This window comes from Streptomyces sp. 3211.6 (genome assembly GCF_003634815.1).
Lineage (GTDB): Bacteria > Actinomycetota > Actinomycetes > Streptomycetales > Streptomycetaceae > Streptomyces > Streptomyces katrae_A.
Window position 1 is genome coordinate 7,094,654 of the sequence record NZ_RBXC01000001.1, and the last position, 23,982, is coordinate 7,118,635.

Here is a 23,982-nt window from a genome sequence, read left to right on the forward strand (position 1 = left end):
CCGGGGCCGCTCCGGCGGCCGGCCCGCGGGCCCCTCGCCTCCGGCCGGAACCGGAGCCCCCGTCCGGGGCGTCTGGGCGGTAGACGAGGGGCAGCCGCGGCGGCTGCCGAGAGGAACGGGGGACAAGCGATGGGGCGGGACACGAGACGCACGGCGGGCACGGTGGTGCCGGCTGCCGCGGCGGCGCTGGCGCTGGCACTGGGCCTCACGGCCTGCGACCCGTCGGCGAACCCGCAACCCGCGGGGCCCGCCCCGTCCGCCGCGGGATCCGGCGCCGCGCAGGCCTCCCCGTCCGCCCGGCCCCCGGCCACCGGCGCACCGCACCCGGGCGGCGGCTCCTCGGGCAGCGCCCCGGCAAGTCCCGCGCCCTCGGGCCACACCGGCGCCGCCCCGTTCGCGCGTACGGGCGTCCCCTGGAACCTGGACCGGCTCGACCAGCGCACCCGCCCCCTCGACGGCCGCTACGCGGCGGGTGCGGACGGCAGCGGCGTCCACGTCTACGTGCTCGACACCGGAATGGACCTGGGGCACGCCGAGTTCGCGGGCCGCGCCACCGCCGGAGCCGACTTCGTCGGCGCCCCCGACACCGGGGACTGCGCCGACAGCAGCGGACTCGGGCACGGCACCTTCGTGGCCGGCATCATCGGCGGCCGTACCTACGGGGTCGCCCCCAAGGCCGCTCTCGTACGCGTCCAGGCCATCGCCTGCGAAGAGGGCGGAGGCAGCAGCGGCCCCGGCACAGGCGCCCCGGCGGCTCCGGAGGCCTCCATCGTCAAGGCCGTCGAATGGGTGACCGCCCACGCACAGCGCCCGGCGGTGGTCAACATGTCCCTCAATCTCCAGACCCGCTCCCCGGCGCTCGACGCGGCCGTACAGCACCTTGTCGAGTCCGGGATCCCGGTGGTCGTCGCGGCGGGCAACTTCAACGACGACGCCTGCGGACACTCCCCGGCCGGCGCCCACGGAGCCGTCGTGGTGGCCGCCTCCACCGCCGGCGACCGCCACTGGCAGGACACCGAGAGCTTCGGCTCCGGACACGGCTCCTGCGTGGACCTGTACGCACCCGGAGACCAGATCACCTCCGCGTTCGCGGGCGGCGGCACCGGCACCAGCGACTCCGCCGCCACCTCCTGGGCCACCCCGCACGTGACCGGTGCCGTGGCCCTCTACCTCTCGGCGCACCCCACCGCCACCCCCGCCCAGGTCCGCACCTGGCTCACGGCGCAGGCCGACCGCGACGTCCTCGGCGCCGTCCCGCCGGGCACCCCCAACCGGCTGCTGAACACCTCCGGCCTCTAGAGCGTGAGGCCCACGGGCCCTCACGGGAACGGGTGCGGGTGCAGCGGGAGTTCCGCGTGCCGCAGCGGGGCGGCGGCCCGGCCCAGCCGGTGGGGGACCTCCAGCAGCCGGGGCAGTCCCAGGGTGCGCCGATCGCACGCACCGAACGACCCGGCCTGATCCGGCGCGAATTGTCAGACAGGCCCTAGTGTCCTGAGTCTTAAATTTCCATATAGTTGAGGCATGACGCGCCCGGGACCGAAGCTTGCGCCGCTGGATTTGACTGATGCTGAGCGATCAGTGTTGGAGGGGTGGGTGCGGCGGCGTAAGTCCGCGCAGGACATGGCGATGCGGGCCCGTGTGATCCTGGCCTGTGACGATGTCGGGGAGGACGGCTTTCCCGTGTCGACGCGTGCGGTGATGGAGCGGGTCGGGGTGTCCCGCGACACCGTCTCGAAGTGGCGTAAGCGTTTCCTGGCGGACCGTCTCGACGGGTTGTCGGACGAGCCGCGTCCGGGCCGGCCCCGCACGGTGATGGACGAGCAGGTCGCCGATCTGATCGCCCGGACGCTGGAGTCGAAGCCGGAGAACGCCACGCACTGGTCGACCCGGTCGATGGCGAAGAAGACCGGGCTGTCGCAGTCGACCGTTTCCCGGGTGTGGCGGGCTTTCGGCTTGCAGCCGCACCGGTCCGAGACGTTCAAGCTATCCACGGACCCGTTCTTCGTCGACAAGGTCCATGACGTGGTGGGGCTGTATCTCGATCCGCCGGAGCGGGCGCTGGTGCTGTGTGTGGACGAGAAGTCGCAGATCCAGGCGCTGGACCGGTCCCAGCCGGTGCTGCCGATGATGCCCGGGGTGCCCGAGCGGGCCAGTCACGACTACGTCCGCGCTGGCACCACCACGCTGTTCGCGGCCTTCGACGCGGCCACCGGCAAGGTGATCGGGTCCCTCCACCGCCGGCACCGGGCCGAGGAGTTCAGGAAGTTCCTGAACAAGCTCGACAAGGAGATCCCTGCCGGACTCCAGGTCCACTTGATCTGCGACAACTACGCGACCCACAAGACCGCGGCGGTCAAGAAGTGGCTGCTGGCCCATCCCAGGTTCCACATGCACTTCACGCCCACCAGCTCGTCCTGGCTGAACCTGGTCGAGCGGTGGTTCGCCGAGCTGACGAACAAGCGGATACGGCGAGGAGTCCACAAGTCGGTCCAGGCGCTGGAGAAGGACATCCGCACCTGGATCGACTCATGGAACGAAGACCCCAAGCCGTTCATCTGGACCAAGACTGCCGACCAGATCCTCGAATCCCTCGCCTCGTACTGCCGACGAATTACCGACTCAGGACACTAGTAGTGCTTTGTTAGCCGGTCTTGTCACGTCGGGTGTCTGGTAGTTCGCTGGCTGTATGAGGGCTGGGGAGCTTGCGGCGGTGCGGGGTCGGTTGGAGGAGTTCGCTTCCGAGGTGTTCGCGCCGTTGGTGCGGCCGGACTGGCTGGAGAAGGGGCAGCTGTATCTGCGGGGCTTGCTGCTGGACGGCCGACGCAAGTCGATGCAGCCGATGGCCGAACGCCTCGGGGTGGATCATCAGCGGTTGCAGCAGTTCATGACGTCGTCGACCTGGTCGGTCGATCAGGTGCGGGCCCGGCTGGCCTGGCGGGCGGTGCGGGCGGTGCAGCCGCAGGTGTGGGTGGTGGACGACACCGGTTTCCCCAAGGACGGCAAGGCCTCGCCCGGAGTGGCCCGGCAGTACTCCGGCACCCTGGGCAAGGTCGGCAACTGCCAGATCGGCGTCAGCGTCCACGCTGCCTCGGACACGGCCTCGTGCCCGCTGTCCTGGCGCCTGTTCCTGCCGCAGTCGTGGGACGTACCCGAAGCGGAGGCACGCAGGCGGGCCTGCCGGATACCCGAGAGCGAGCACCACCGTCCGAAGTGGGAGCTCGCGCTGGACATGCTCGACGAACTCGCCGGGATCGGCCTGCGGCCCGCCGCGCTGGTCGCGGACACCGGTTACGGTGCGAACGTCTACTTCCGTCACGGTCTGGAGGAGCGGGGCCTGGCCTACGTCCTGCAGGTCAAGGGCGAGATGACCGCCCACGGCGAGGAAGCGGTGCCGCACCAGCCCGCCCATGGCAGGCTCGGCCCCAGGCCGCTGCCCCGCTACCGCACCCGGCCCGTCCCCTTACGCGATCACGTGCTGGCCGCGGGACGCCACCGGGGCCGGGCCGTGACCTGGCGCAAGGGCTCGAAGGCGGCGATGCGCTCGCACTTCGTGCTGCTGCGGGTCCGCCTCGCGGGCCGCCGACCCCAGCCCGCTCCCGATGGAACCATCCCGCTCGTCTGGCTGATCGCGCAATGGCCCGAGGGCGAGAGGGAACCGGTGAAGTACTGGATTTCGAACTTGCCGGCGAACATTCCCGCCAAGGACCTGGTCCGGTTGGCGAAGTCCCGCTGGCGGATTGAGCACGACTACCGAGAGCTGAAGACAGCGTTGGGGCTGGATCACTTCGAGGGCCGGTCCTTCACCGGCTGGCACCGCCACGTCACCCTCGTGACCGCCGCTCACCTGTTCCTGACCGAACAGCGGAGGAGCCCAAAAGCCCCGTCCAGGGTCTGACGCTCTACCAGGCCCTGGACCTCCTCCAACACCTCCTGGCGACCTGGACCGGCACCTGCCCCACCTGCCGACAAACCGTCCCCTGGCAGCCCTACGACACCACCTAACAAAGCACTACTAGAAGACTGATGAAGATGTTGGGTTCTGGCCCCGCCGCGTCAGCGGTGGGGCCAGACTCGTGTTGTGGTTCAAGGGGAGTGGGTCGGGGAGACGGTCGGACCTGATGTGTGGGCGACGTGCCGGGAGTTGATTCCGGCTGGGAGTGTGTTCGCGTTCCTGGCCGAGCACCGTGGCCGGTTGTTCCCCGCGGCGATGTTCGCGGACATGTATCCGTCGGCGAACGGGCGGCCGTCCATGCCGCCGCAGATTCTGGCCGCGGCGATCACATTGCAGGCCCTGCACGGCATGTCGGACTTCGAGACGGTCCAGGAACTGCGGTGTGACCTGCGGTGGAAGGCCGCGTGCGGGCTGGGACTGCATGACACCGCGTTCGACCCGTCGCTTCTGGCGTACTTCCGGCGCCGGCTGGCCCGCTCCACCAGCCCGAACCGGGCCTTCGAGGCCGTGCGGGAGGTCGTGAAGGCCACCGGTGTCCTCAGGGGCAAGCACCGGCGGGCACTGGACTCCACCGTGCTGGACGACGCGGTCGCCACCCAGGACACCGTCACCCAGATCATCGGCGCCATCCGGGTGGTGATCCGGGAAGTCCCCGGCGGCGCCGAGGCTGCCGCCGCGCAGTGCACCGCCCACGACTACACCGACCCGGGCAAACCCCGCATCACCTGGAACGATGCCCAGGCACGAGCCAACCTGGTCGACGCGCTCGTCGGCGACGCGGTCAGACTGCTCGGGCATCTGCCCGAGCAGGAACTGGGCGAGAAGGCAGCGAACGCGGTCGGCATCCTCGCGCTGGTCGCCGGGCAGGACGTGGAACCGGCCGAGGACTCCGACGGCCGTGACGGCCGCTGGCGCATCACCCAAGGGACCGCCCCGGACCGGATGATCTCCACCGTCGACCCCGAGTCCCGGCACATCCACAAGACCCGCTCCCATCAGCAGGACGGATACAAGGCCCACCTCGCCGTCGAGCCGGAGACCGGGTTATACACCGCCGTCGCCCTGCGGCCCGGGGCCGGGCCAGAGCACCACGAGGCAGCCGTCGGCCTTGAACTGCTGGCCGAGGAGGACACCCCGGTGGACGCCTTCGGTGACACCGCCTACTCCACCGGCGACGCCCGCCAGGCCCTCGAAGAGGCCGGACACCGGCTGTTCCTCAAACCCGCCCCGCTGCGGCCGGCCGTCCCAGACGGCTTCACCCTCGACGACTTCGCCATCGACACCTCGGCCGCCACCGTGACCTGCCCCCAAGGCCACACCGTCGGCCTGTCCGAGCCCGGCGGCCGCCACCACCAGCGCAGGGCCGTCTTCGGGAACGTGTGCACCCGATGCCCGCTGCGTGAGCAGTGCACCAAGGCCAAAGCCGGACGCGTCCTGACCATCCGCCCCCACCACGATCTCCAAGCCGCGGCCCGCCGCCAGGCCGCCACCGACCCCGCCTGGCAGGCCGACTACCGCCGCTGGCGGCCACCAGTCGAACGTGCCGTCGCCTGGCTCGTCCACCACGGCAACCGCCGACTCCGCTACCGGGGCACCATCAGCAACAACGCCTGGCTCCACACCCGAGCAGCCGCCCTCAACCTCCGCCGCCTGATCAACCTCGGACTCACTCACACAGGCGGCACCTGGCACCTCGCACCGGCCATCACATAACCAGAGGGGCCGCCCGGCCTACGGCCGGACGGCCCCTCAACAAGATCTTCATCAGTCTTCTAGCGGTGGAGGTGGTCCAGCCAGTCCGCGGGGACGCGGTCCGCGGGACCGGGGGCCGGCTGGGCGGTGGGGTGGGCGGCCGGCGGGGTGAGTTCGGGGCCGGACTCGTACATCGTGTCCGTGGCGTAGTTCCAGAACCAGGCCTCGCCCGGCTCGAAGCTCTGCACCAGGGGATGGCCGGCGGCCTTGAAGTGGGCGGTGGCGTGCTGGGCCGGAGAGGAGTCGCAGCAGCCGACGTGGCCGCACTGGGCGCAGCGCCGCAGGTGGAACCACCAGCCGCCCACCGCGTCGCAGTCCGCGCAGCCCGTGCCGCTGGGCGGGACGCTCGGGTCGATGCCGTCGATCTCGGTCATGTGCGCTCCTCCGTGGTGGCAGGGTCGGTGCCCGCACCGTGCTCGGGTCCGGGTCCGGGGCCGGCTTGTTCCTCCGGGGCGGTCAGCGGCAGCAGGACGCGGAAGCGGGTGTCTCCCGGTACGGACTCGACCCCGAGGCTGCCGTGGTGCCTGTTGACCACGATCCGCCAGGAGATGTCCAGGCCGAGGCCCGTGCCCTCGCCGACCGGCTTCGTGGTGAAGAAGGGGTCGAAGATGCGGTCCCTGATCTCGGGGGGCACCCCCGGCCCGGTGTCGCGGAACTCCACCAGCAGCCGGTCGCCCTCCCGCGCCGTGCGGACCGTGAGCGTGCCCTTGCCGCCGCCGCTCCCGATGGCGGACACCGCGTTGTCGATCAGGTTGGTCCACACCTGGTTCAGCTCCGCCGGATAGGCCGGCACCTCGGGCAGGGTGCGGTCGTACTCCTTGACCACCCGCACCCCGGGGCCGATCTTGCCCGAGAGCATCAACAGGGTGCTGTCGAGGAGTTCGTGCACGTCGGCGTCGCGGTGCGGGGCGCGGTCGAGCTGCGCGTACTGCTTCGCCGCGTCCACCAGATGGGAGATCCGGGTGGTGGAGTCGTCGATCTCGTCCATCAACAGCTCGGTCTCCACCGTGTAGTTGAGCCAGCCGACCGCCCCGGGCAGGATGTCCTCGGCCACCGTCGCCGCGACCTGCTCCAGCCAGTCCGTGTCCAGTCCGGCCTGGACGAACACCGGTGCGATCCGCCAGCCCTCCGGGATGCCGTGGTCCTCCAGCCAGTCGCAGAGCTCGTCCTCCCGGTCGGCCGCCTCCAGCGGGCTCAGCACCGGTGCCTTGGCCACCCGTTCCGCCGTCCGCTCCTGGATGTCGATCAGTTCGGCCAGGGCCTCGCGCGAGTACGGGCCCCGGGCGATGACGGCCAGCTTGTGCCGCATCTTGCCCACCCGCTCGCGCAGCGCCGCCGTGGCCCGGACGGCCGCCGCCGCCGGGTTGTTGAGCTCGTGCGTCAGCCCGGCCGACAACGAGCCCAGCGCCAGCAGGCGTTCACGCTGGCCGATGGCCCGCTGGGTGTCCTTCGCGCCGAAGAACAGGCCCTCCAGCAGGTGCGCCGCCATCGGGAACCACTCCTGCATGATGTCCGCGAACGACTGCGCGGGCAGCACGAAGAACCGTGTCGGCTCCGTCACCCGCATCGAGTTGACGTACCTCTGCGGGACCCGGTCGCCCAGGTAGGCCTGCATGGCCCCCGCGTACACCCCGCGCTGCGAGGTCCGGCTCACCTCCACGTCGTCCGCGCCGACCCTGCGGTACAGCACGACGGTGCCCTCGAGCATCACGTAGAAGCAGGTGGCCGGTTCGCCCTCGGTGTACACCGGACCGGCTTCGAAGCGCTCCACCCGCCCCTCGCGACACAGTCTCCCCAGCTGCTCCGCCGAGAGCTTCTCGAACAGGAACAGCGAGGCGATCTCCCGCGGGTCGCAGGACGCCTCCCGCCCGCTCACGACTGCTCCAGGTACCGGTGCACCAGCATGACGGCCATGGCTCCCTCTCCCACCGCGGACGCGACCCGCTTCGCCGACCGGGCCCGCGCGTCGCCCGCCACGAACACCCCGGGAATGTTGGTCTCCAGGTGGTACGGCGGCCGGTCCAGCTCCCATTCGGCCGGCGGCCGCCCGTCCGGCGTGAGGTCCGGTCCGGCGAGGATGAACCCGTGCTCGTCGCGCAGCACCGTCCCGTCCAGCCAGTCCGTGAGCGGGGCCGCGCCGATGAACACGAACATCCACTGCGCGTCCACGAGTTCCGTGGCCCCCGTCACCGCGTCCCGCAGCACCAGCCGCTCCAGGTGCCCCTCGCCCTGCGCCGCCTCCACGACCGTCCGCGGCCGCACCGCGATGTTCGGCGCCTCCTGGATCTGCTGGATCAGGTAGTACGACATCGACGCCGCCAGCGACTCCCCGCGCACCAGCAGCGTCACCGACTTCGCGCCCCGCGCCAGGTACACCGCCGCCTGTCCGGCCGAGTTGGCCCCGCCGACCACGTACACGTCCTGCCCCTCGCAGGAGGCCGCCTCGGTCAGGGAGGAGCCGTAGTACACCCCGCGCCCGGTCAGGTCCTCGCAGCCCGGCGCCCCCAGCTGCCGGTACGACACCCCCGTCGCCAGGATGACGCTGTGCGCGGCGACCGACGAGCCGTCGGAGAAGCGCACCACGCGCGCCGGGCCGTTCACCTCCAGCCCCGTGACCTCGCGCGCCGTGAGGATCTCCGCACCGAACCGGGTGGCCTGGCGCCGGGCGCGCTCGGTGAGCTGGGCACCGGAGACCCCGTCCGGGAAGCCCAGGTAGTTCTCGATGCGGGAGCTCTGTCCCGCCTGCCCGCCGGTCGCGGACCGTTCCACCAGCACGGTGCGCAGCCCCTCGGACGCCCCGTACACCGCCGAGCCCAGCCCGGCCGGGCCGCCGCCGATGACGACCAGGTCGTAGAACGCGGCGGCCGGGGTGGTCGCGAGCCCCACGTGGGCGGCCAGCTCCGCCACCTCCGGCTCGATCAGCGCCGTCCCCCCGGCGGTGACCACCAGGGGCAGCCGCAGCCCGTCGGCCCCGGCCGCCTCCAGCAGCCGCCGCCCCTCGGGCTCGTCGGAGGAATACCACCGGTAGGGCACCTGGTTGCGGGCCAGGAACTCCCGTACCTCGGAGGAGCGCGCCGACCAGCGGTGCCCGACCACCTTGGTGGCGGGCACCGGCCGGTAGTCGCTGGAGCGCCAGGCGGAGAGGAGGTCGTCCAGAACGGGGTAGAGCTTCTCCTCCGGCGGGTCCCACGGCTTGAGCAGGTAGTGGTCGAGGTCGACGACGTTGATCGCGTCGATGGCCGCGTGGGTGTCGGCGTACGCGGTCAGCAGCACCCGCCGCGCCCCCGGATACACGCCGAGCGCCTGCTCCAGGAACTCCACCCCGTTCATCTGCGGCATCCGGTAGTCGGCGAGGATCACGGCGACCAGGTCGCCCCGCAGCTTCAGCTCGCGCAGCGCCTCCAGGGCCGACTCCCCGGACTCGGCGCGCACGATCCGGTACCCCCCGCCGTAGTGCCGCCGCAGGTCACGGGCGATGGCGCGGGACACCCCCGGATCGTCGTCCACGGTGAGGATGACGGTCCGCGCCGCATCGCCGGCCTGTGCCATGCTCCTCCGCCCTGCGCGCTCGGGACGACCGGCGCGCGAGGCCTGCCCGACCGCGCCGGCTCCTGCCCATCGTAGGTTCGATCGCCCGCGACCGCTCCGGCACCCGGCCGCACGGGCCGGGCGGTCCGGGCGGGCGCCGGGCGAAAAGGCAGGTCGGGGGCTCGGACGAGGCGGCCCGGGCCCGGGCGGAGGAGGGTCCGGGACCGGCGCCGGCCTGCGGGCCCCGCCGGCGCGCGGCGGGGCCTCAGCCGGTGAACGAACCGTGCCGCCCGGCCCCGGACGCGAAGCGCGCGGCGCCCGCCAGGGTCTCGCCCGCCGCCAGGGGCACCGTCCCGTGCCGCAGCTCGTTGGCCAGGGCCTCGGGCTCGGCCAGCCCGTGCTGCTCGCGTACGGAGAGCCGGTCGTGGCGCAGGCACAGCTGGGGGAAGCCCGCGATCTCCCGCGCGAGCTCCTCCGCCGCCGCCCGGGCCCGCCCGGCTGGTACGAGCCGGTTGGCCAGCCCGATCGCGTGGGCCTCGGCGGCCGGAACCGGGCGGCCGGTGAGGATCAGGTCCATCGCCCGGCTCTCGCCGATCAGCCGCGGCAGCCGCACCGTACCGCCGTCGATGAGCGGAACCCCCCACCGGCGGCAGAACACCCCGAAGACCGCGTCCTCCTCCACCACGCGCAGATCGCACCACAGGGCCAGCTCCAGCCCTCCGGCCACGGCGTGACCGGCGACGGCCGCGATCACCGGCTTGGTCAGCCGCAGCCGTGTCGGCCCCATCGGGCCGTCCCCCTCGGGCTCCACCCGGTTGCCGCGCCCGGTGCCGACGGCCTTGAGGTCGGCGCCCGCGCAGAACGTCCCGCCCTCGCCCCACAGCACCGCGACCGCCGCCCCCTCGTCGGCCTCGAACTCCCGGAACGCCTCGGCCAGCTGCCGTGCCGTCGGACCGTCCACGGCGTTGCGGGCCGCGGGCCGCGACAGCACCACCGTCGTCACGGGCCCGTCGCGTTCGACGCGGACGGCGCGGGCGGCATCGGCTTCGGTCATGGCGGCATTCTCGCGTGGGTGCGGCCCGTTGACCAGCTCCGGCCGACGGCCCGGCGGCAGATCACGCCGGACGGGCCGCCGGTTCTGCCGCGCCGGTCCGCCGCCCCGGTCGCCGGTCACGCCGGACCGGTCGCCGGGGGCGCCCACGCGCCCATGCACCCGGCGGGCAGGTGGCCGAGGGGGCCGGCCCCGCCGCCCGGGCCTCAGCCGATGCGCCGGGCGCCCGCCGACGGTACGGCCTCCAGCGCGACCGGAGCCCGGAACCCGGCCGACGCGAAGGCGTCCGTCACCGCGCCGGTCACCCGCGCGGCCTCCCCGGCCCGGACCAGGGCGATCACCGAGCCCCCGAAACCGCCCCCGGTCATCCGGGCCCCCAGCGCGCCCGCCGCGACGGCCGCTTCCACCGCGAGGTCCGTCTCCGGGCAGGAGACCCCGTAGTCCTCCCTCAGTGAGGCATGACCCTCCGTCAGCAGCGGCCCCAACGCCCGCGGTTCGCCCGCCGCCAGCCGCTCCACCGCCCGGCCCACCCGCGCGTTCTCCGTGACCACGTGCCGGACCAGCGGCACCAGGCCGGCCGGCAGCCGACCCAGCGCCCCGGGCAGCTCCGCCTCCCCGAGGTCGCGCAGCGCGGGCAGTCCCAGCAGCCGCGCCGCGCGTTCGCAGCCGGCCCGCAGGGCCGCGTAGGCCCCGTCGGCCAGGTCGTGCTTGACGCGCGTGTCGAGCACCAGCAGCCGCAGCCCGTGCCCGGCGAGGTCGAAGGGCACCTGCCGGACCTCCAGGCTGCGGCTGTCCAGGTGCAGGGCGCTGCCCTCGGCGCAGCACACCGAGGCCATCTGGTCCATCACCCCGCACGGCACCCCGGCGAAGGCGTTCTCCGCGTACTGGGCCACCCGCGCCAGCTCCGGCCGCTCCAGCCCCAGCCCGTGGAGCTCGTCGTACGCGAGGGCCACCGCGCACTCCAGCGCCGCCGACGAGGACAGCCCGGCCCCCGTCGGCACCGTGCTGTCCAGGTGCAGGTCCGCACCCCCCACGGGCAGCCCCCGCCCGCGCAGCGCCCACACCACCCCGGCCGGGTAACGGGCCCAGCCGGACACCGTGCCCGGGGCGAGGTCCGCCACCCGCAGCTCGGTGACCCGGCCGTCACCCTGGGCGCTGTGCAGCCGCAGCAGCCCGTCGGCGCGGCGGCGCGCGGCGAGCACGGCGGTCTGCGGCAGCGCCATGGGCAGGGCGAACCCGTCGTTGTAGTCGGTGTGTTCACCGATGAGGTTGACGCGGCCCGGCGCCGCCCAGACGCCCTCGGGCGCCTGGCCGTGGATCCGTTCGAACTCCCGGCGCACGACCGCGTTCACCCGGCCTCCCGCAGCCGGCGCGCCGCCGTCTCCGGGGCCACGTCGTTCATGAACGCGTCCATCCCCGACTCGGTCCCCGCCAGGTACTTGAGCTTGTCGGCGGTCCGCCGGACGGTGAACAGCTCCAGGTGCAGGGCGAGTTCCTTGCCGCCGCTCAGCGGGGCCTGGTGCCAGGCGGAGATGTACGGGGTGGGCCCGGCCGTCGGCCCGAAGAGCCCGTCGAAGCGGCGCAGCAGGTCCAGGTACAGCCCGGGGAACTCGGCCCGCTCCGCCTCGTCGAGCCCGCGCAGGTCGGCCACCCGGCGGTGCGGGTACAGGTGGACCTCGTAGGGCCAGCGGGCGGCGTACGGGACGAAGGCCGTCCAGTGCTCCCCGGCCAGCACCACCCTCTCCTCGGCGGAGCGGGCCTCGGCGAGAAGGTCCTCGAAGAGGTTGCGCCCGGTGGCGGCCCGGTGCGCGGCCGCCGCCGCCAGGTGCTTGGCGGTGCGCGGGGTGGGGGTGGAGAAGGCGTAGATCTGGCCGTGCGGGTGGGGCAGGGTGACGCCGATCTCCGCGCCGCGGTTCTCGAAGCAGTACACCTGCGCCACCCCGGGCCGGGCCGACAGCGCGGCGGTGCGGTCGGTCCAGGCGTCCAGCACCAGCCGGGCCCGCCCGGGGGAGAGGTCGGCGAAGCCCGCCTCGTGCTCGGGGGTGAAGCACACCACCTCGCACCGCCCGGCGGCGCCGGAGAGGGAGGGGAAACGGTTCTCGAAGACGGCCACCTCGTAGTCGGCGGCCGGGATCTCGCTCTGCCGCCCGTCCCGCGAGGGGCACAGCGGGCAGGCGTCGGCGGGCGGGTGGTAGGTGCGGGTCTGCCGGTGGGCGGCGATGGTGACCCAGTCGCCGGTGGCCGGGTCCCGGCGCAGTTCCGGGCTGCTCTCCACGCGGTCCAGCGGGCGCCGGTCCTCGGCGGTGCGGTCCCGGCCGGGGGAGCTGTCGTAGTAGATGAGTTCGCGGCCGTCCGCGAGCTCGGTGACGGTCGTGTACACGTCCTCGCCTGTCTGTCGGGGGAGTGCGCGGGAAAGATGCGGTCAGGAGGGGGCGACCGGGGCGGTGGAGGCACGGATGACCAGCTCGGGGTCGAAGAGCAGCTCCCCCGCGGGCACGTCCCGGTTGCCGACCAGGACCGGCACGCCGCGCGCCACCTCCAGCGCCGGCCGGTCCGCCGGCTGCCGCACGGTGGTCAGCGGCGGGTCGGTGAACTCGGTGATGCCCGTGCCGTCGTAGCCGACCACCGGCACGTCCCCCGGCACGGACCGGCCCTGGCGGCGGATCCGGCGGATCGCGCCGAGGGCCATCCAGCCGCTGGCGGCGGCGATCGCGGTGGCGCCGAGCTCCCGCAGCGCGGCCGCGGGGGCCTGCCCGCCCTCCACGGTGTACGACTGCCGGATCACCCGGCGCCCGGCATCCTCGATGCCGCGCCGGGCCATGGCGTCGAGGAACCCCTGCACCCGCCGGTCCGCGGGCCGGTTGCCGGCCGGGCCGGAGGCCATGCCGATCCGCCGGTGGCCCAGCCGGTACAGATGGTCCACCGCCGGCTCGGCGGCGAGCAGGTCGTCGGTGGCATCGCCCGCTCGACCGCGTCCCGGGTCTTGCGCGACACGCCCTGGCGGCGGTTGACGACCCGGCTGACCGTCGCCCCGCCGACCTGCGCGCGGGCCGCGACGTCGGTGATCCCTACCTTCATCGGCGTCCTTCCGTGACCGTGAGCGACGCCAGGCCGCCGCGGGGGACGGCCAGCGTGTGCGGCCCCTCCGCGAGCGGGGCCGACGCGGACTCGATGATACGGCCGTCCGGGGCGTGGATCACGCGTGCGACCTCGGCCGGACCGCCCCGCACCGCGAGCCGGCCTCTGCCCTGGCGGTACCGGCCCCGGCCTCGGTACCGACCCCGGCCTCGGCCCTGCCGTCCCGCACCCCTCCCGGCGGGCCGCCGCACCCCGCCGGGGCCTCCGGCGGTGGACACCCGGTCGGCGGGGCCTCGACGGGCGCTCGAGGACGGGGCCAGGACGGCTGCCTAGCGTGGCGGCATGCGCACACTGCCTCTTCTCGCCGTGGTATTCGACCGCGGGTCGGCCGGTTCCGTGGAGATCCTGGCCTCCGCCCGCAAGCTGTGCTCCGTCGTGTTCGTCTGCGACGAGGACCTTCCCGGCTCGGCCGGCTCCGCCGCCCGGCTCGCCGAGGTGGCCCGGGTGCTCGACGTCACCGGTCTGTCGCCCGCGGAGCGCCGCTCCGCGCTCCGGGCCCTGCGGCCCGACGGCATCACCACCTTCAGCGAGTACCGGCTCGCCGCCACGGCGGAGCTGGCCGAGGCCTGCGGGCTGACCTTCCACCCGCCGCACGTGGCGGCCGTCCTGGTCGACAAGGAGCGGCAGCGGACCCGGCTGCGGGAGGCCGGGGTGCAGTCGACGCGCTGCGTCGCGGTGCGGACCGCGGCGCAGGTGCCGGCGGCGCTCGCCGAGGTCGGGCTGCCCGCGGTCGTCAAACCGCGCTCCGGAGCGGGCAGCGTGGACACCTGCCGGGTCGACAGCGCCGAGCAGGCGGTGGCGGTGGCGCAGGAGTTCCTGGCCGGCGGCGGGGCGGAGTTCGTCCTGGAGGAGTACCTCGAAGGGGACCCGGACGCCGCCGGGCCGGGGTTCGGGGACTACGTGTCCGTGGAGTCGGTCAGCTCCGGCGGCGCCGTCCGCCACGTGTGCGTGACGGGCAAGCTGCCGCTGGCCGAACCCTTCCGGGAGACGGGCATGTTCCAGCCCGCCGCACTGCCCGGCCCGCTGGCCGAGCAGGTGCTCGGCCTCACCGGGGCGGCCCTGCGCGCCCTCGGCGTCACCGACGGGGTCACCCACGTGGAGATCAAGCTGACCCCCGACGGCCCCCGGCTGATCGAGGTCAACGGCCGGATGGGCGGCTACGTGGGTGCCCTGCTGCGCCGCTCCACCCGCTTCGACCTGCTGCGGGCCGCGCTGCGCGCCGCCCTGGGGCTGCCGCTGGAGATCCCGGAACTGCACTTCCCCGCAGTGGAGTTCGTCTACTTCCTGACGCCGCCCGCCGACGCGGGGGCCACCCTCGCGGGGATCCGGGGGCTCGACGAGGTGGCCGCCATGGAGGAGGTGTGGCAGGTCAAGGCCGACCCCGGCGCCGGCCGCTCCCTGCACTGGCGCGCCGGTACGGAGGGCCACCTGGGCACCGTGCACGGCACCGCCGCCGACCACGACCGGCTGCGCGCCGCCGTCGGGGCCATCGGCGCGGCCATCCGGCTCGAATACGCCTGACCCCCCGGCCCGCCTGCCCCCCCGGCCCGCCGCGCCCCCCGGCCCGGCGGGACACGTTCGGGCACGGAGCCCGGTCGCTACAGCGGGATCGTCGGGTCCAGGGGCTCCCGCAGCCGCCGCGCCACGAGCGCCCGTACCGGCGCCGCCAGCGGTGCGAGGTCCCACCAGTTCCGCGGGAACATCATCCGGAACAGGCGCAGGTTGCGCAGCGCCACCGCCGTCGGCCGCAGGGGTACGCAGGACACCAGCAGGGCCGTCCGCAGGGCGCGCAGCTGGTGCGCGGGCCGCCGCGAGACCAGCAGCGTCTGGGCGAAGGCGTTGCGGTAGGCCCACCACATCATCTCGTGCCGCTCCGCGCCGATCTGCATGCGCGTGTTCGGCTCGCCCGCGTGCGGGTCGGCGGAGTGGGCCAGATCGGCGGAGAGGTGGTGCAGGCGCGGGTAGCGGTCGGCGACCCGCCACAGGAGGGTGCCGTCGAGCCCGAGGCCGTGGGTGAACTCGAACGGCAGGTTGCTCGGCAGCTCGTCCTGGAAGACCTCGAGCAGGTCGGCCCGGCGCATCAGGGTGCAGGAGGCGCTGACCGGCACCTGGTCCTCGACCGTCGCCGACCGCACCAGGAACTCCAGCGAGGACATCCGGCCCTCGCGCCGCCGGTAGAACGTCTTGGGCCGCTCGTAGTGCCACGTCATCGCCGTGAACACGAAACCGACGGCCGGATCCCGGTCGAGGACCTCCACCGAACGGGCGACCGCCTCCGGCGATATCCAGTCGTCGGAGAAGAGCAGCTTGACGTATTCACCCTCGCTCAATTCGAGCGCACGCCGCCAGTTCCGGACCCGCGGCAGCAGTTCGTCATTGCGGTACGCGCGCACCCGGGCATCGGAATCGGCCAATTTCCTGATGACGTCCCAGGTGTCATCCGTGCTCGCATTGTCGACCACGACCACTTCAATGTCGCTATACGTCTGGTCGAGAGCGCTGCGTATCGCACGCTCCACTTCCACGGGCCGGTTGTACACCGGCACACAGATGCTGACCTTGGCCACCGCACGCTCCCTTTCGTCGAGTGGCACATTCAAGCACAGGATTGTCAACTATCCCGCCGGATACGGCACATGGCCATTCAAGGCGCCCTGGACAATTGGTCTTGACAACCCGTTCACCCCGTGTTTGGTTTATTTGGCGATCAGTCCAGAAAATCCCGGCCCAACTCGTCGGTTGGCACAGACGGTTATGCGGCGGGACCTGTTGACCATGTTCTTGGGGGAATCTCTCTTGCCGTCTGCCGACCAGTACTTCGGCCTGGTGTTCTGCGGTGGAGGACCCGCAGCGCTCGGCCCGATCATCGCCGCCGCCCGCTCCGGCCGGCTCGACGCGCTGCTCGACCGGGGCGTCGCGCTGGTCGAGCCCGGCCCGGTGGGCCCCGGGGGCCTCGCCCACTACCGCATCGGCGCCAACTCCCTCGGCGGCCCCTTCCTGGAGTGCCTCGACGGCCTCCCCGCCACCGGGCCCTTCGCCGCTCTCCACGACCTGCCCGAGACCCGGCTGCTGAGGGAGCACGCCGACGAGCACCCGCCGCTCTCGGTGGTCGCGCCCTTCCTCACCCGGCTCGGCACCGTCGTGACGGGCCTGCTGGAGGCACATCCGCGCTGCGCCGTGTTCACCGACCGGGCCGAGGCCGTCCGGCTCACCGCCGACGGGGTGGCCGTCACCACCGGCGCGGGCCTCGAACTCACCGCACGCCGCGCGGTGCTGGCCACCGGAGGCCGCCCGCTCGGCGGCTACGCCGACGCCGAGGTGGTTCCCGGCCTGGAACTCGCGCCGTACCGGGACAAGGTGTGCCACTCCTCGTCGCTGATCGACGCCCGCCACACCCCGCCCGCCGCCCGCGGCAAGGCCGTGGTGGTCGGCGGATCGCACAGCGCCTGGTCGGCGGTCGACCTGCTGCTGGCCGGGGGGACGGACACGGTCACCGTCGTCCACCGCACCGGCCTGCGGCTCTTCTACGACGGAGCCGACGCCGCGCGCGCCGACGGCTACCCCTTCGATCCGGTCCTCGACGTCTGTCCCCTCAACGGCCGCGTCAACCGCTACGGGGGCCTGCGCGGCCGCGCCCACGAACTGGCCCGGGCCGCCCTCGGCCTCCCCGGCGCCGCCCCGGCGCCCGTACGGCTCCTGCGCGCCGGGGACCCGCAGGACACCGAGGCCGCCCACAAGGCGCTCGCCGAAGCCGACGTCATCGTCATGGCCAACGGCTTCGAGGCCGACCTGCCGCCCCTGGGCCACGCCGACGGCACGCCGCTCGTCCCCGCCACCGGCCCCACCGGCACGCTGGTCACCGACCGCGGCCACCTCGTCGACGTCCACGGCACCGCCCACCCCCGGCTCCTCGCCTACGGGCTGGGCGCGGGGCTGGCCCCCTCCGCCGACATCGGCGGCGAACCGAGCTACACGCGCAGAGCGGACGGCGTCTGGCTCTACCAGCACGACATCGGCGAAATCGTCCTCGACGACCTGATGCACGAAGCGACCACGGGGGAGACCCACTCATGAACAGGCCTACCAAGGCCGTCGTCCTGGCCGCCGGGCTCGGCCGACGCCTCGGACTCCACCACGCCAAGCCGCTGCTCCCGGTGGCCGGCCGGCCCATCCTGCTGCGCACCCTCGACCACCTGGCCGCCGCCGGGGTCCGCGAGACCGTCCTCGTCGTCGGCTACCTCGCCGACGAGGTGCGCGCGGCGGTCGGCGACACGCACGCCGGCATGGCCGTGACCTACGTGGAGTCCGACGCCTACCGCACCACCAACAACGCCTACTCCCTGTGGCTGGCCCGCGAACAGCTCGACCGGGACGTCTACCTCGTCGAGGGCGACGTGGTCTTCGACCCCGGACTGCCCCTCGCCCTGGCCGCCGCCGACGCGGAGGTGGCCACCGCCGTGGCCCCGCACCGCCCCGGCATGAACGGAACCGTCGTCACCCTCGACGCGGCCGGCACCGTCTCGGCGATGCTGCTGCCCGCCCAGCAGGGCCCCGAGATCGACCTGGCCGGCACCTACAAGACCGCCAACGTGCACCTGCTGCGCGCCCGCTACCTGCGCGAGGAGTTCGTCCCGGCCCTGGAAGCCCTCATCGCCGACGGCGGCCACGGCGCCTACTACGAACTGGTCCTCGCCGACACCGTCACCGCCGGGCGCTTCCCGCTCCACGCCGTCGACTGCGCGCACCTGCGCTGGTACGAGGTGGACGACCTCACCGACCACGCCGCCGCCGAATACCTCTTCGCGGACTCCGAGGACCGGCTCGCCCTCCTGGAGAACCTCCACGGCGGCTACTGGCGCTACGACCTGGTCGACCACCGCCTCCTCTACAACCTGTACTTCCCCCCGGCCCCCCTGGTGGACGAACTGGCCCGGGACTTCCGCGACGCCCTCGTCCACTACCCCGTGGGCCACGGCGCGCTCCAGCAGCTGCTCGGCGCCGCCATAGGCCAGCCCGCCGAACGCCTCGTCGTCGCCAACGGCGCCTCCGAACTCATCAAGATCCTCGGCAGGCTGGCCGGGCGCACCGCGCTCGTCGTCCCCGGCTTCAACGAGTACGAGGCCGTGTTCGACGAGGCGGACGTCCACCGCATCCACCTGCCCGCCCCCGCCTTCACCATGGATCCGGAACGGGTGGCCGGAGAGGCACGGCGGGCCGGCGTCCGCTCCGTGATCATCACCTCGCCCAACAACCCCACCTCGATGGCGGTCCCGCGCGCCGACCTCGTCACCCTCGCCCGCCTGCTGGCCGACGACGGGATCCGGCTCGTCGTGGACGAGTCCTTCGTGGACTTCTGCGCACCCGGGCACAGCCTGGAGCCCGACCTCGCCGAACTGCCCGGCCTGACCGTCGTCAAGAGCATGAGCAAGGTGTACGGCATCGGCGGACTGCGCCTGGGCTACCTGCTCTCGGCCGACACCGCCTTCGTCGCCGACGTCCGCGCCGCCCTGCCCATCTGGAACGTCAACGGCTTCGCCGAATCCTTCCTGCGCCTGCTGCCCCGCTACCGGGACGCCTTCGCCTCCAGCTGCGACCGGGTCCGCCGCGACCGCGACGAACTCGCCGGCCTCCTCGGCGAACTGCCCGGCGTCACCGTCTACCCCCCGGACGCCAACTACGTGATGCTGCGCCTGCCCGCGGGCGCCTCCGCCCACGAGGTGGTCCGCCGCACCTTCGCCGAACACGGCATCCTCGTCAAGGACTGCGGCGGCAAGTCCATGCCCGACGGCGACCGCTACCTGCGGGTGGCCTGCCGCGCCCCGCAGGAGAACCGGCGCCTGGCCGAAGCCCTTGCCGAAGTGCTGGTCGGCGAGCCCCACCCGCTGGCCACGGGAGCCTCCTGATGCGCCACGCCTCCCGCCGCGACGAACTCCTGGCCGCACTGAAGTCCGTCCTGGGCCCCGACGACCGCCTCGTGGTGCTGCACTCCTCGCTGTTCGCCTTCCGCACACCCGCCGAAGGGCTGCGCGGCGACCTCCTCGCCGCCCTGCGGGCGCTGGTCGCCGAGGGCGTCACGGTGGCCCTGCCGGCCGTCACCTTCGAGTTCTGCCGCACCAAGGAGTACCACCACCGCACCTCCGCCCCGAACACCGGCGTCCTGGTGCAGTGGTTCCTGGACCTGCCCGAGGTACGCCGGACCCCCCACCCGGTGTACTCCTTCGCCGTCGCCGGCCCCCTCGCCGACGAGCTGACCGCCTGCCCCGGCGACACGGCCTTCGGGGCCGGCACCGTCTTCGAGGTCTTCGAACGCCATGCCGCGCGCATCGTCACCCTCGGGGCCGACTGGAACTCCTGCACCCAGGTCCACCGCTACGAGGAACTGGCGAAGGTCCCGTACCGCCATCCGATGACGGTGAGCGGCACGGCGGACTTCGGTGCCGGGCCGGTGCCCCTCGACCTCGAGATGATCGTCCGCGACACCGCCCTGGACTCGGTCCTGGACTTCGCCCCCGTCTTCGACCGGCTGCGCGCCGACGGCCTGCTCGCCCGCACGGGTCTGTGGGACGCCGCCGTGGAATCGGTGTCCGTCACCGACCTCGCCCGCGTCTGCGGGGAGCTGATCGGGGCCGACCCGTACGTCCTGCTCCGCGAACCCCGGGTGATCGAGCACCGGGCCCGCCAACTGGCCGCGGAGCCCGTGCGGATGGCCCTGCTCGGCACGCGCAACCTGGAGGTCCTCGCCGCGCAGACGGCCGCCGAGGGCAGGCGGATCCTCGGCCGCGCCCCGTACACCCTCCACGTCCCCGAGTACGGCACCCTCGCCCGCGAGGTCCACGACCCGGGCTCCGCCCTGCGCCGGTTCACCCCGCACGCCTCCTTCTTCACCGACCGGCTGGAGGACGTCCTCTCCACCGACACCCTCGGCCCGGGCGACGGCGAACGCCTCGCCGGGGCCGTGGACCACTACACCGGCCTGGTCCGCGCCTACGCGGCGACCACCGACCGGCCCGTCTTCGTGCTCTCCTTCGCCCCCCTGCAGCCCTCCGCCGCCGACACCGGGCCCCTGTGGCGCGAGGCCGACCGGCTGCTGCGCGAAGCCCTCGACGGCCACGACCACGTCCACGTCGTCGACCTGCCCGAGGTCATCGCCCGCACGGGCGGCGGCCCCCTCGTCGACCAGCGGCTGTGGCTGGTGGGCCGGGTCCCCCACGGGGCGGCCCTGAGCCGCGCCCTGGCCCGCAGGTTCTGGGGCCTCACCCTCTCCGTCACCGGCCGCACCGCCCGCGTCATCGTCACCGACCTCGACAACACCCTGTGGCACGGCGTCGTCGGCGAGGACGGCATCGACGGCATCCAGGTCGGCACCGACCACCCCGGAAACGCCCACGCCCGGCTCCAGCACGCCCTCAAGGCCCTGCGCGACCAGGGCGTGGCCCTCGCCATCAGCAGCAAGAACGACGAGGACCTCGCCCTGCGCGCCATCCGCGAGCACTCCGGGATGGTGCTGCGCGAGGAGGACTTCGTCGCCACCGAGATCAGCTGGCGCCCCAAGGCCGAGGCCATCGCCGACATCGCCGCACGCCTCAACGTGGGCCTGGCCAACGTGCTGTTCCTCGACGACAACCCCGTCGAGCGGGCCCGCGTGAGGGAGTTCCTGCCGCAGGTGATCGTCCCGGAGCTGCCGGAGGACCCCGCCGGGTACGCGGACGCGCTCCTCGACGACCCCCACACCACCGTGTTCAACGTGACCGAGGCCGACCGGCGCCGCACCGAGCAGTACCGGGCCCGCGCCCAGGTCGAGCGCCGGCGCGCCGGCTTCGAGCGCATCGAGGACTTCTACGCCTCGCTCGGCACCACCCTGCACATCAGCCCCCTGACCGAGGGCAACACGGCACGAGCCGAGCAACTGTGCGCCAAGACCAACCAGTTCAACACCACCACCCGCCGCCACACCCGGGCCGAACTGCGCCGGCTGGCCGCCGCGCCCGACTCGGACGTCCTCGTCCTGGGCGTCGCCGACCGCTTCAGCGCACGCGAGGACCTGGGCCTGCTGGTGCTCACCCACGAGGGCGGCGAGACCACCGTCGACAGCTACCTGCTCTCCTGCCGCGTGCTGGGGCGGGGCGTCGAGACGGGCGCGCTGCGCTGGCTGGCGGCCTCCCTCGCCGCCGCGGGACGCACCCGCCTGCACGGGCTCGTCACCCCGACCGAGCGCAACGCGCCCTGCCGCACCGTCTTCGCGGACGCGGGCTTCGGCCCGGGAGCGGCCGAGGGCACCTGGCGACTGGACCTGACCGGCGAGCACCACGCCCCGGCGTGGCTGGACGTCGCCGACCACACCGAGGCGGAGAACCACCGTGCATGACGTCACACCGGGCGACAGCGCCCACAGCAGCCACACCTTCACGGCCGCCGAGTTCGAGGCCTTCGCCGCCGTGACCGGTGACCACAACCCGATCCACCACGACACCGCACACGCCGCCGAGACCGAGTTCGAAACCCCCATCGTCCCGCTCGTGATGACGCTGGGCCCCGTCTCCGCGCTCATCGGCATGGTGCTGCCCGGCCCCGGCGCCGTCATCCTCGGCACCGAGTTCCGGCCCGTGCGCGCCGTCGCCTTCGACCGCCCCGTCCACTACTCCCTGCGCGTGCTGTCGGTGAGCCCCGCCACCGGCGTGTTCACCTGCCGGGTGCTGGCGTACCAGGACCGCGAGGTCGTCCTCGACGGCGAGGTGCGCACCACCGTGCGGGCCCCGCGCCCGCGCCCCGACGAGACCACCGGCGGCCGCCTGGTCCCCGCCGGCGCGCCCCGCACCGCCGTGGTCACCGGCGCGGCCGGGGACATCGGCTCCGCCGTCGCCCGGGCCCTGGCGGGCCGCGGCTGGGACCTCGCGCTGGTCCACCGGGGCGGCGCCGGGGAAGTCGTCGCCGACTGCGAGCGCGCCGGGGTCACCGTGCACTCGGTGACGGCCGACCTGGCCGACCCCGCCGCCCGCGAGGCCGCCGCCGCGAAACTCGCCGCCCTGGAGCCGGCCCTCGTCGTGCACGCGGCGGCCGCGCCGCTGGCGGCCGGGTACCGCGAGCACCTCGACGTCGGCTACGCGGCCCTGCGCGACCTGGCCGACGCGGTCCTCGACGGCATGCTGCTGCGCCAGCGCGGCTGCTTCGTCCTGATCGGCTCGGAGGCCGTCCGCTACCACCCGCGCGGCTGGTCGGACTACGTCGCGGGCAAGGCCGCCGCCGAGAGCGTGCTGCACGGCATCGACCGCCACCACGGCGCCCACGGCATCCGCTCCGTCGTCGTGGAGCCCGGCTACGTCCAGGGCCGCTACTCGGCCGGCGTCCGCCCGGCCGGCCTCGGGCTGCTGCCCGAGGAGGTCGCCGACCTGGTCGCCGCCGAGGCCGAGGACACCGGCGCCCCCGCGCGGCGGCTGTGGCTCACCCCGGACGGGACCGCCCGCTTCGCCCTCGACGGCGGCCGCGAGGACGCACCCGACGCCCCCCGCTCCGCCGGGGCCGCCCCGGCCGGTGCTCCGCAGACCCCCTCCGTCCCCGGCCCGGCCGCCGCACCGGGCGGGGTCGCCGACCGGGTCGAAGCCGCCGTACGCCGGGTGCTGGGCCCCGCCGCCGACGTGCGCGGCGGCGGGGTCGGTCTGACCCCCGGCTGGGACTCCCTGGCGCAGCTGCAGATCGTGCTCGCCGTCGAGGAGGAGTTCGGTGTGCGCCTGCCCGCCGCGAGCCTCACCGGCGCGGGCCGCTTCGACCAGCTGTGCCGGACCGTGGAACAGCGGGCCGCGGCGTGAGCGTGCGATCAGCTCCAGCAGGGGCACTGCGCCGGGCGGGCGGCGAACACCTTGTCGCCGCCCGGCTCGGCGGGCACCCGGCCGGGCGGCGGAACGAGGGTGAAGTCGGCCGCGGGGTCGACCTCGTCGAACGAGCCGAACAGGTGGGTGCGCGGGAACCAGTCGCCGAACGGCGTCGTGGCCGGGCCGATGCCGATGAACTCGCTGCCCGTCGCCACCGCGGCCCGTACGTCCCACGGCCCGTCGCCCACGCACACCACCCGCTCGAAACCGCCCCCGGCCCGCTCGACGGCCTGGTGGACGGCCTCGCGCACCAGGTGCTCGCGGAAGGTGTGCTCGCTCGCGGTGGACACCGGCCCGGCCGCACCCCCCTCCAGGGGCGCCAGCTTGGCCGCGGTGACCTCGCGCAGACCGCCGGTGGCGAAGGCCACCGCGTACCCGTCGTCGGCGGAGAGGGCCCGCAGGAAGGACCCGGCGCCCGGTATCTCCTCCACACCCTCGCGGGCGGTGGCGGCCAGGAAGTGCTCGTGCAGCAGACCGGCGAACCGTCCGCGCTCCGCCTCGTCGGGGAGCCGGCCCGTGTGGTGCCGGAAGACCTCGCGGAAGATCCACGAGTCCGTGTGGTGGGTGTACCCGCCCCACGCCGAGTCGACGTCCGTGAGCCCGCAGTCCCGCAACGCCGCGGCGAACGCGGCCTGGTGGGGGGCGACGCTGCGCAGCAGCGTGCCGTCGATGTCGAAGACGATCAGGGTGGTCAA

General features: G+C 73.8%; 18 protein-coding genes and 1 pseudogene. 9 read left to right on the forward strand and 10 right to left on the reverse strand.

Going from position 1 to position 23,982, the window contains the following annotated elements; genetic code table 11:
* The first annotated feature begins 129 nt into the window (after positions 1-129).
* From BX286_RS32515 to BX286_RS32535, 4 genes are all read left to right on the forward strand, one after another.
* Positions 130-1,299 carry a S8 family peptidase gene (locus BX286_RS32515; RefSeq protein ID WP_100864651.1) on the forward strand — a complete coding sequence of 390 codons (1,170 nt, stop codon included), beginning with the start codon at positions 130-132 and terminating at the stop codon, positions 1,297-1,299.
* Positions 1,300-1,521: 222 nt separating this feature from the next.
* A complete protein-coding gene (locus BX286_RS32520; protein WP_100861852.1) occupies positions 1,522-2,631 on the forward strand; it encodes an IS630 family transposase in 1,110 nt (369 codons plus the stop codon).
* A 55-nt stretch (positions 2,632-2,686) separates the two neighbouring features.
* Positions 2,687-3,895, forward strand: a complete 1,209-nt coding sequence (locus BX286_RS32525) for an IS701 family transposase (protein WP_121017256.1) — start codon at positions 2,687-2,689, stop codon at positions 3,893-3,895.
* A gap of 225 nt (positions 3,896-4,120) precedes the next feature.
* Positions 4,121-5,665, forward strand: coding sequence for an IS1182 family transposase (locus BX286_RS32535; protein WP_079423731.1), 1,545 nt, complete (start codon positions 4,121-4,123; stop codon positions 5,663-5,665).
* Positions 5,666-5,724: 59 nt separating this feature from the next.
* On the opposite strand, the gene BX286_RS32540 is transcribed toward BX286_RS32535, so the two are convergent.
* From BX286_RS32540 to BX286_RS38135, 8 genes and pseudogenes are all read right to left on the reverse strand, one after another.
* Positions 5,725-6,078: a UBP-type zinc finger domain-containing protein gene (locus BX286_RS32540; protein ID WP_100864650.1), complete on the reverse strand. Its 354-nt coding sequence runs from the start codon at positions 6,076-6,078 to the stop codon at positions 5,725-5,727.
* Positions 6,075-7,580, reverse strand: coding sequence for an ATP-binding protein (locus BX286_RS32545; RefSeq protein ID WP_121017258.1), 1,506 nt, complete (start codon positions 7,578-7,580; stop codon positions 6,075-6,077). Before BX286_RS32545 ends, BX286_RS32540 begins: the two co-directional genes overlap by 4 nt.
* Positions 7,577-9,253, reverse strand: a complete 1,677-nt coding sequence (locus BX286_RS32550; RefSeq protein WP_079423725.1) for an FAD-dependent oxidoreductase — start codon at positions 9,251-9,253, stop codon at positions 7,577-7,579. The genes BX286_RS32545 and BX286_RS32550 overlap by 4 nt, the downstream gene beginning before the upstream one ends.
* 244 nt (positions 9,254-9,497) lie before the next feature.
* Positions 9,498-10,286 carry a crotonase/enoyl-CoA hydratase family protein gene (locus tag BX286_RS32555; RefSeq protein WP_079431522.1) on the reverse strand — a complete coding sequence of 263 codons (789 nt, stop codon included), beginning with the start codon at positions 10,284-10,286 and terminating at the stop codon, positions 9,498-9,500.
* Between the two features lie 203 nt (positions 10,287-10,489).
* Positions 10,490-11,635, reverse strand: a complete 1,146-nt coding sequence (gene galK, locus BX286_RS32560; protein WP_121017261.1) for a galactokinase — start codon at positions 11,633-11,635, stop codon at positions 10,490-10,492.
* Positions 11,632-12,663 carry a galactose-1-phosphate uridylyltransferase gene (gene galT, locus BX286_RS32565; RefSeq protein ID WP_121017263.1) on the reverse strand — a complete coding sequence of 344 codons (1,032 nt, stop codon included), beginning with the start codon at positions 12,661-12,663 and terminating at the stop codon, positions 11,632-11,634. Before galT ends, galK begins: the two co-directional genes overlap by 4 nt.
* Before the next feature lie 42 nt (positions 12,664-12,705).
* On the reverse strand, positions 12,706-13,206 hold the full coding sequence (locus BX286_RS32570) for a substrate-binding domain-containing protein (protein WP_261993577.1): 501 nt from the start codon (positions 13,204-13,206) through the stop codon (positions 12,706-12,708).
* Positions 13,207-13,289: 83 nt separating this feature from the next.
* Positions 13,290-13,361: pseudogene (locus BX286_RS38135) on the reverse strand (hypothetical protein); the annotation flags it as partial.
* 342 nt (positions 13,362-13,703) lie between these two features.
* Here BX286_RS38135 and BX286_RS32575 point away from each other — a divergent pair.
* Complete coding sequence (locus BX286_RS32575) at positions 13,704-14,942, forward strand: acetyl-CoA carboxylase biotin carboxylase subunit family protein (protein WP_079423719.1); 1,239 nt, start codon at positions 13,704-13,706, stop codon at positions 14,940-14,942.
* A 77-nt stretch (positions 14,943-15,019) separates the two neighbouring features.
* On the opposite strand, the gene BX286_RS32580 is transcribed toward BX286_RS32575, so the two are convergent.
* On the reverse strand, positions 15,020-15,988 hold the full coding sequence (locus BX286_RS32580; RefSeq protein ID WP_187344244.1) for a glycosyltransferase family 2 protein: 969 nt from the start codon (positions 15,986-15,988) through the stop codon (positions 15,020-15,022).
* A 229-nt stretch (positions 15,989-16,217) separates the two neighbouring features.
* Here BX286_RS32580 and BX286_RS32585 point away from each other — a divergent pair, with 229 nt between their 5' ends.
* From BX286_RS32585 to BX286_RS32600, 4 genes are read left to right on the forward strand one after another with little or no spacing between them, the layout of a single operon-like run.
* Positions 16,218-17,495 carry an FAD-dependent oxidoreductase gene (locus BX286_RS32585; protein ID WP_079423715.1) on the forward strand — a complete coding sequence of 426 codons (1,278 nt, stop codon included), beginning with the start codon at positions 16,218-16,220 and terminating at the stop codon, positions 17,493-17,495.
* The gene (locus tag BX286_RS32590; RefSeq protein ID WP_100864644.1) at positions 17,492-19,324 is read left to right on the forward strand and encodes an aminotransferase class I/II-fold pyridoxal phosphate-dependent enzyme; all 1,833 of its coding nucleotides are present in this window, start codon (positions 17,492-17,494) and stop codon (positions 19,322-19,324) included. The genes BX286_RS32585 and BX286_RS32590 overlap by 4 nt, the downstream gene beginning before the upstream one ends.
* On the forward strand, positions 19,324-21,786 hold the full coding sequence (locus BX286_RS32595) for an HAD-IIIC family phosphatase (protein WP_121017265.1): 2,463 nt from the start codon (positions 19,324-19,326) through the stop codon (positions 21,784-21,786). Before BX286_RS32590 ends, BX286_RS32595 begins: the two co-directional genes overlap by 1 nt.
* Entirely contained in the window at positions 21,779-23,224 is a 1,446-nt protein-coding gene (locus tag BX286_RS32600) for an SDR family NAD(P)-dependent oxidoreductase (protein WP_079423708.1), read from the forward strand. The genes BX286_RS32595 and BX286_RS32600 overlap by 8 nt, the downstream gene beginning before the upstream one ends.
* Positions 23,225-23,232: 8 nt before the next feature.
* On the opposite strand, the gene BX286_RS32605 is transcribed toward BX286_RS32600, so the two are convergent.
* A complete protein-coding gene (locus tag BX286_RS32605; protein ID WP_159036875.1) occupies positions 23,233-23,982 on the reverse strand; it encodes an HAD family hydrolase in 750 nt (249 codons plus the stop codon).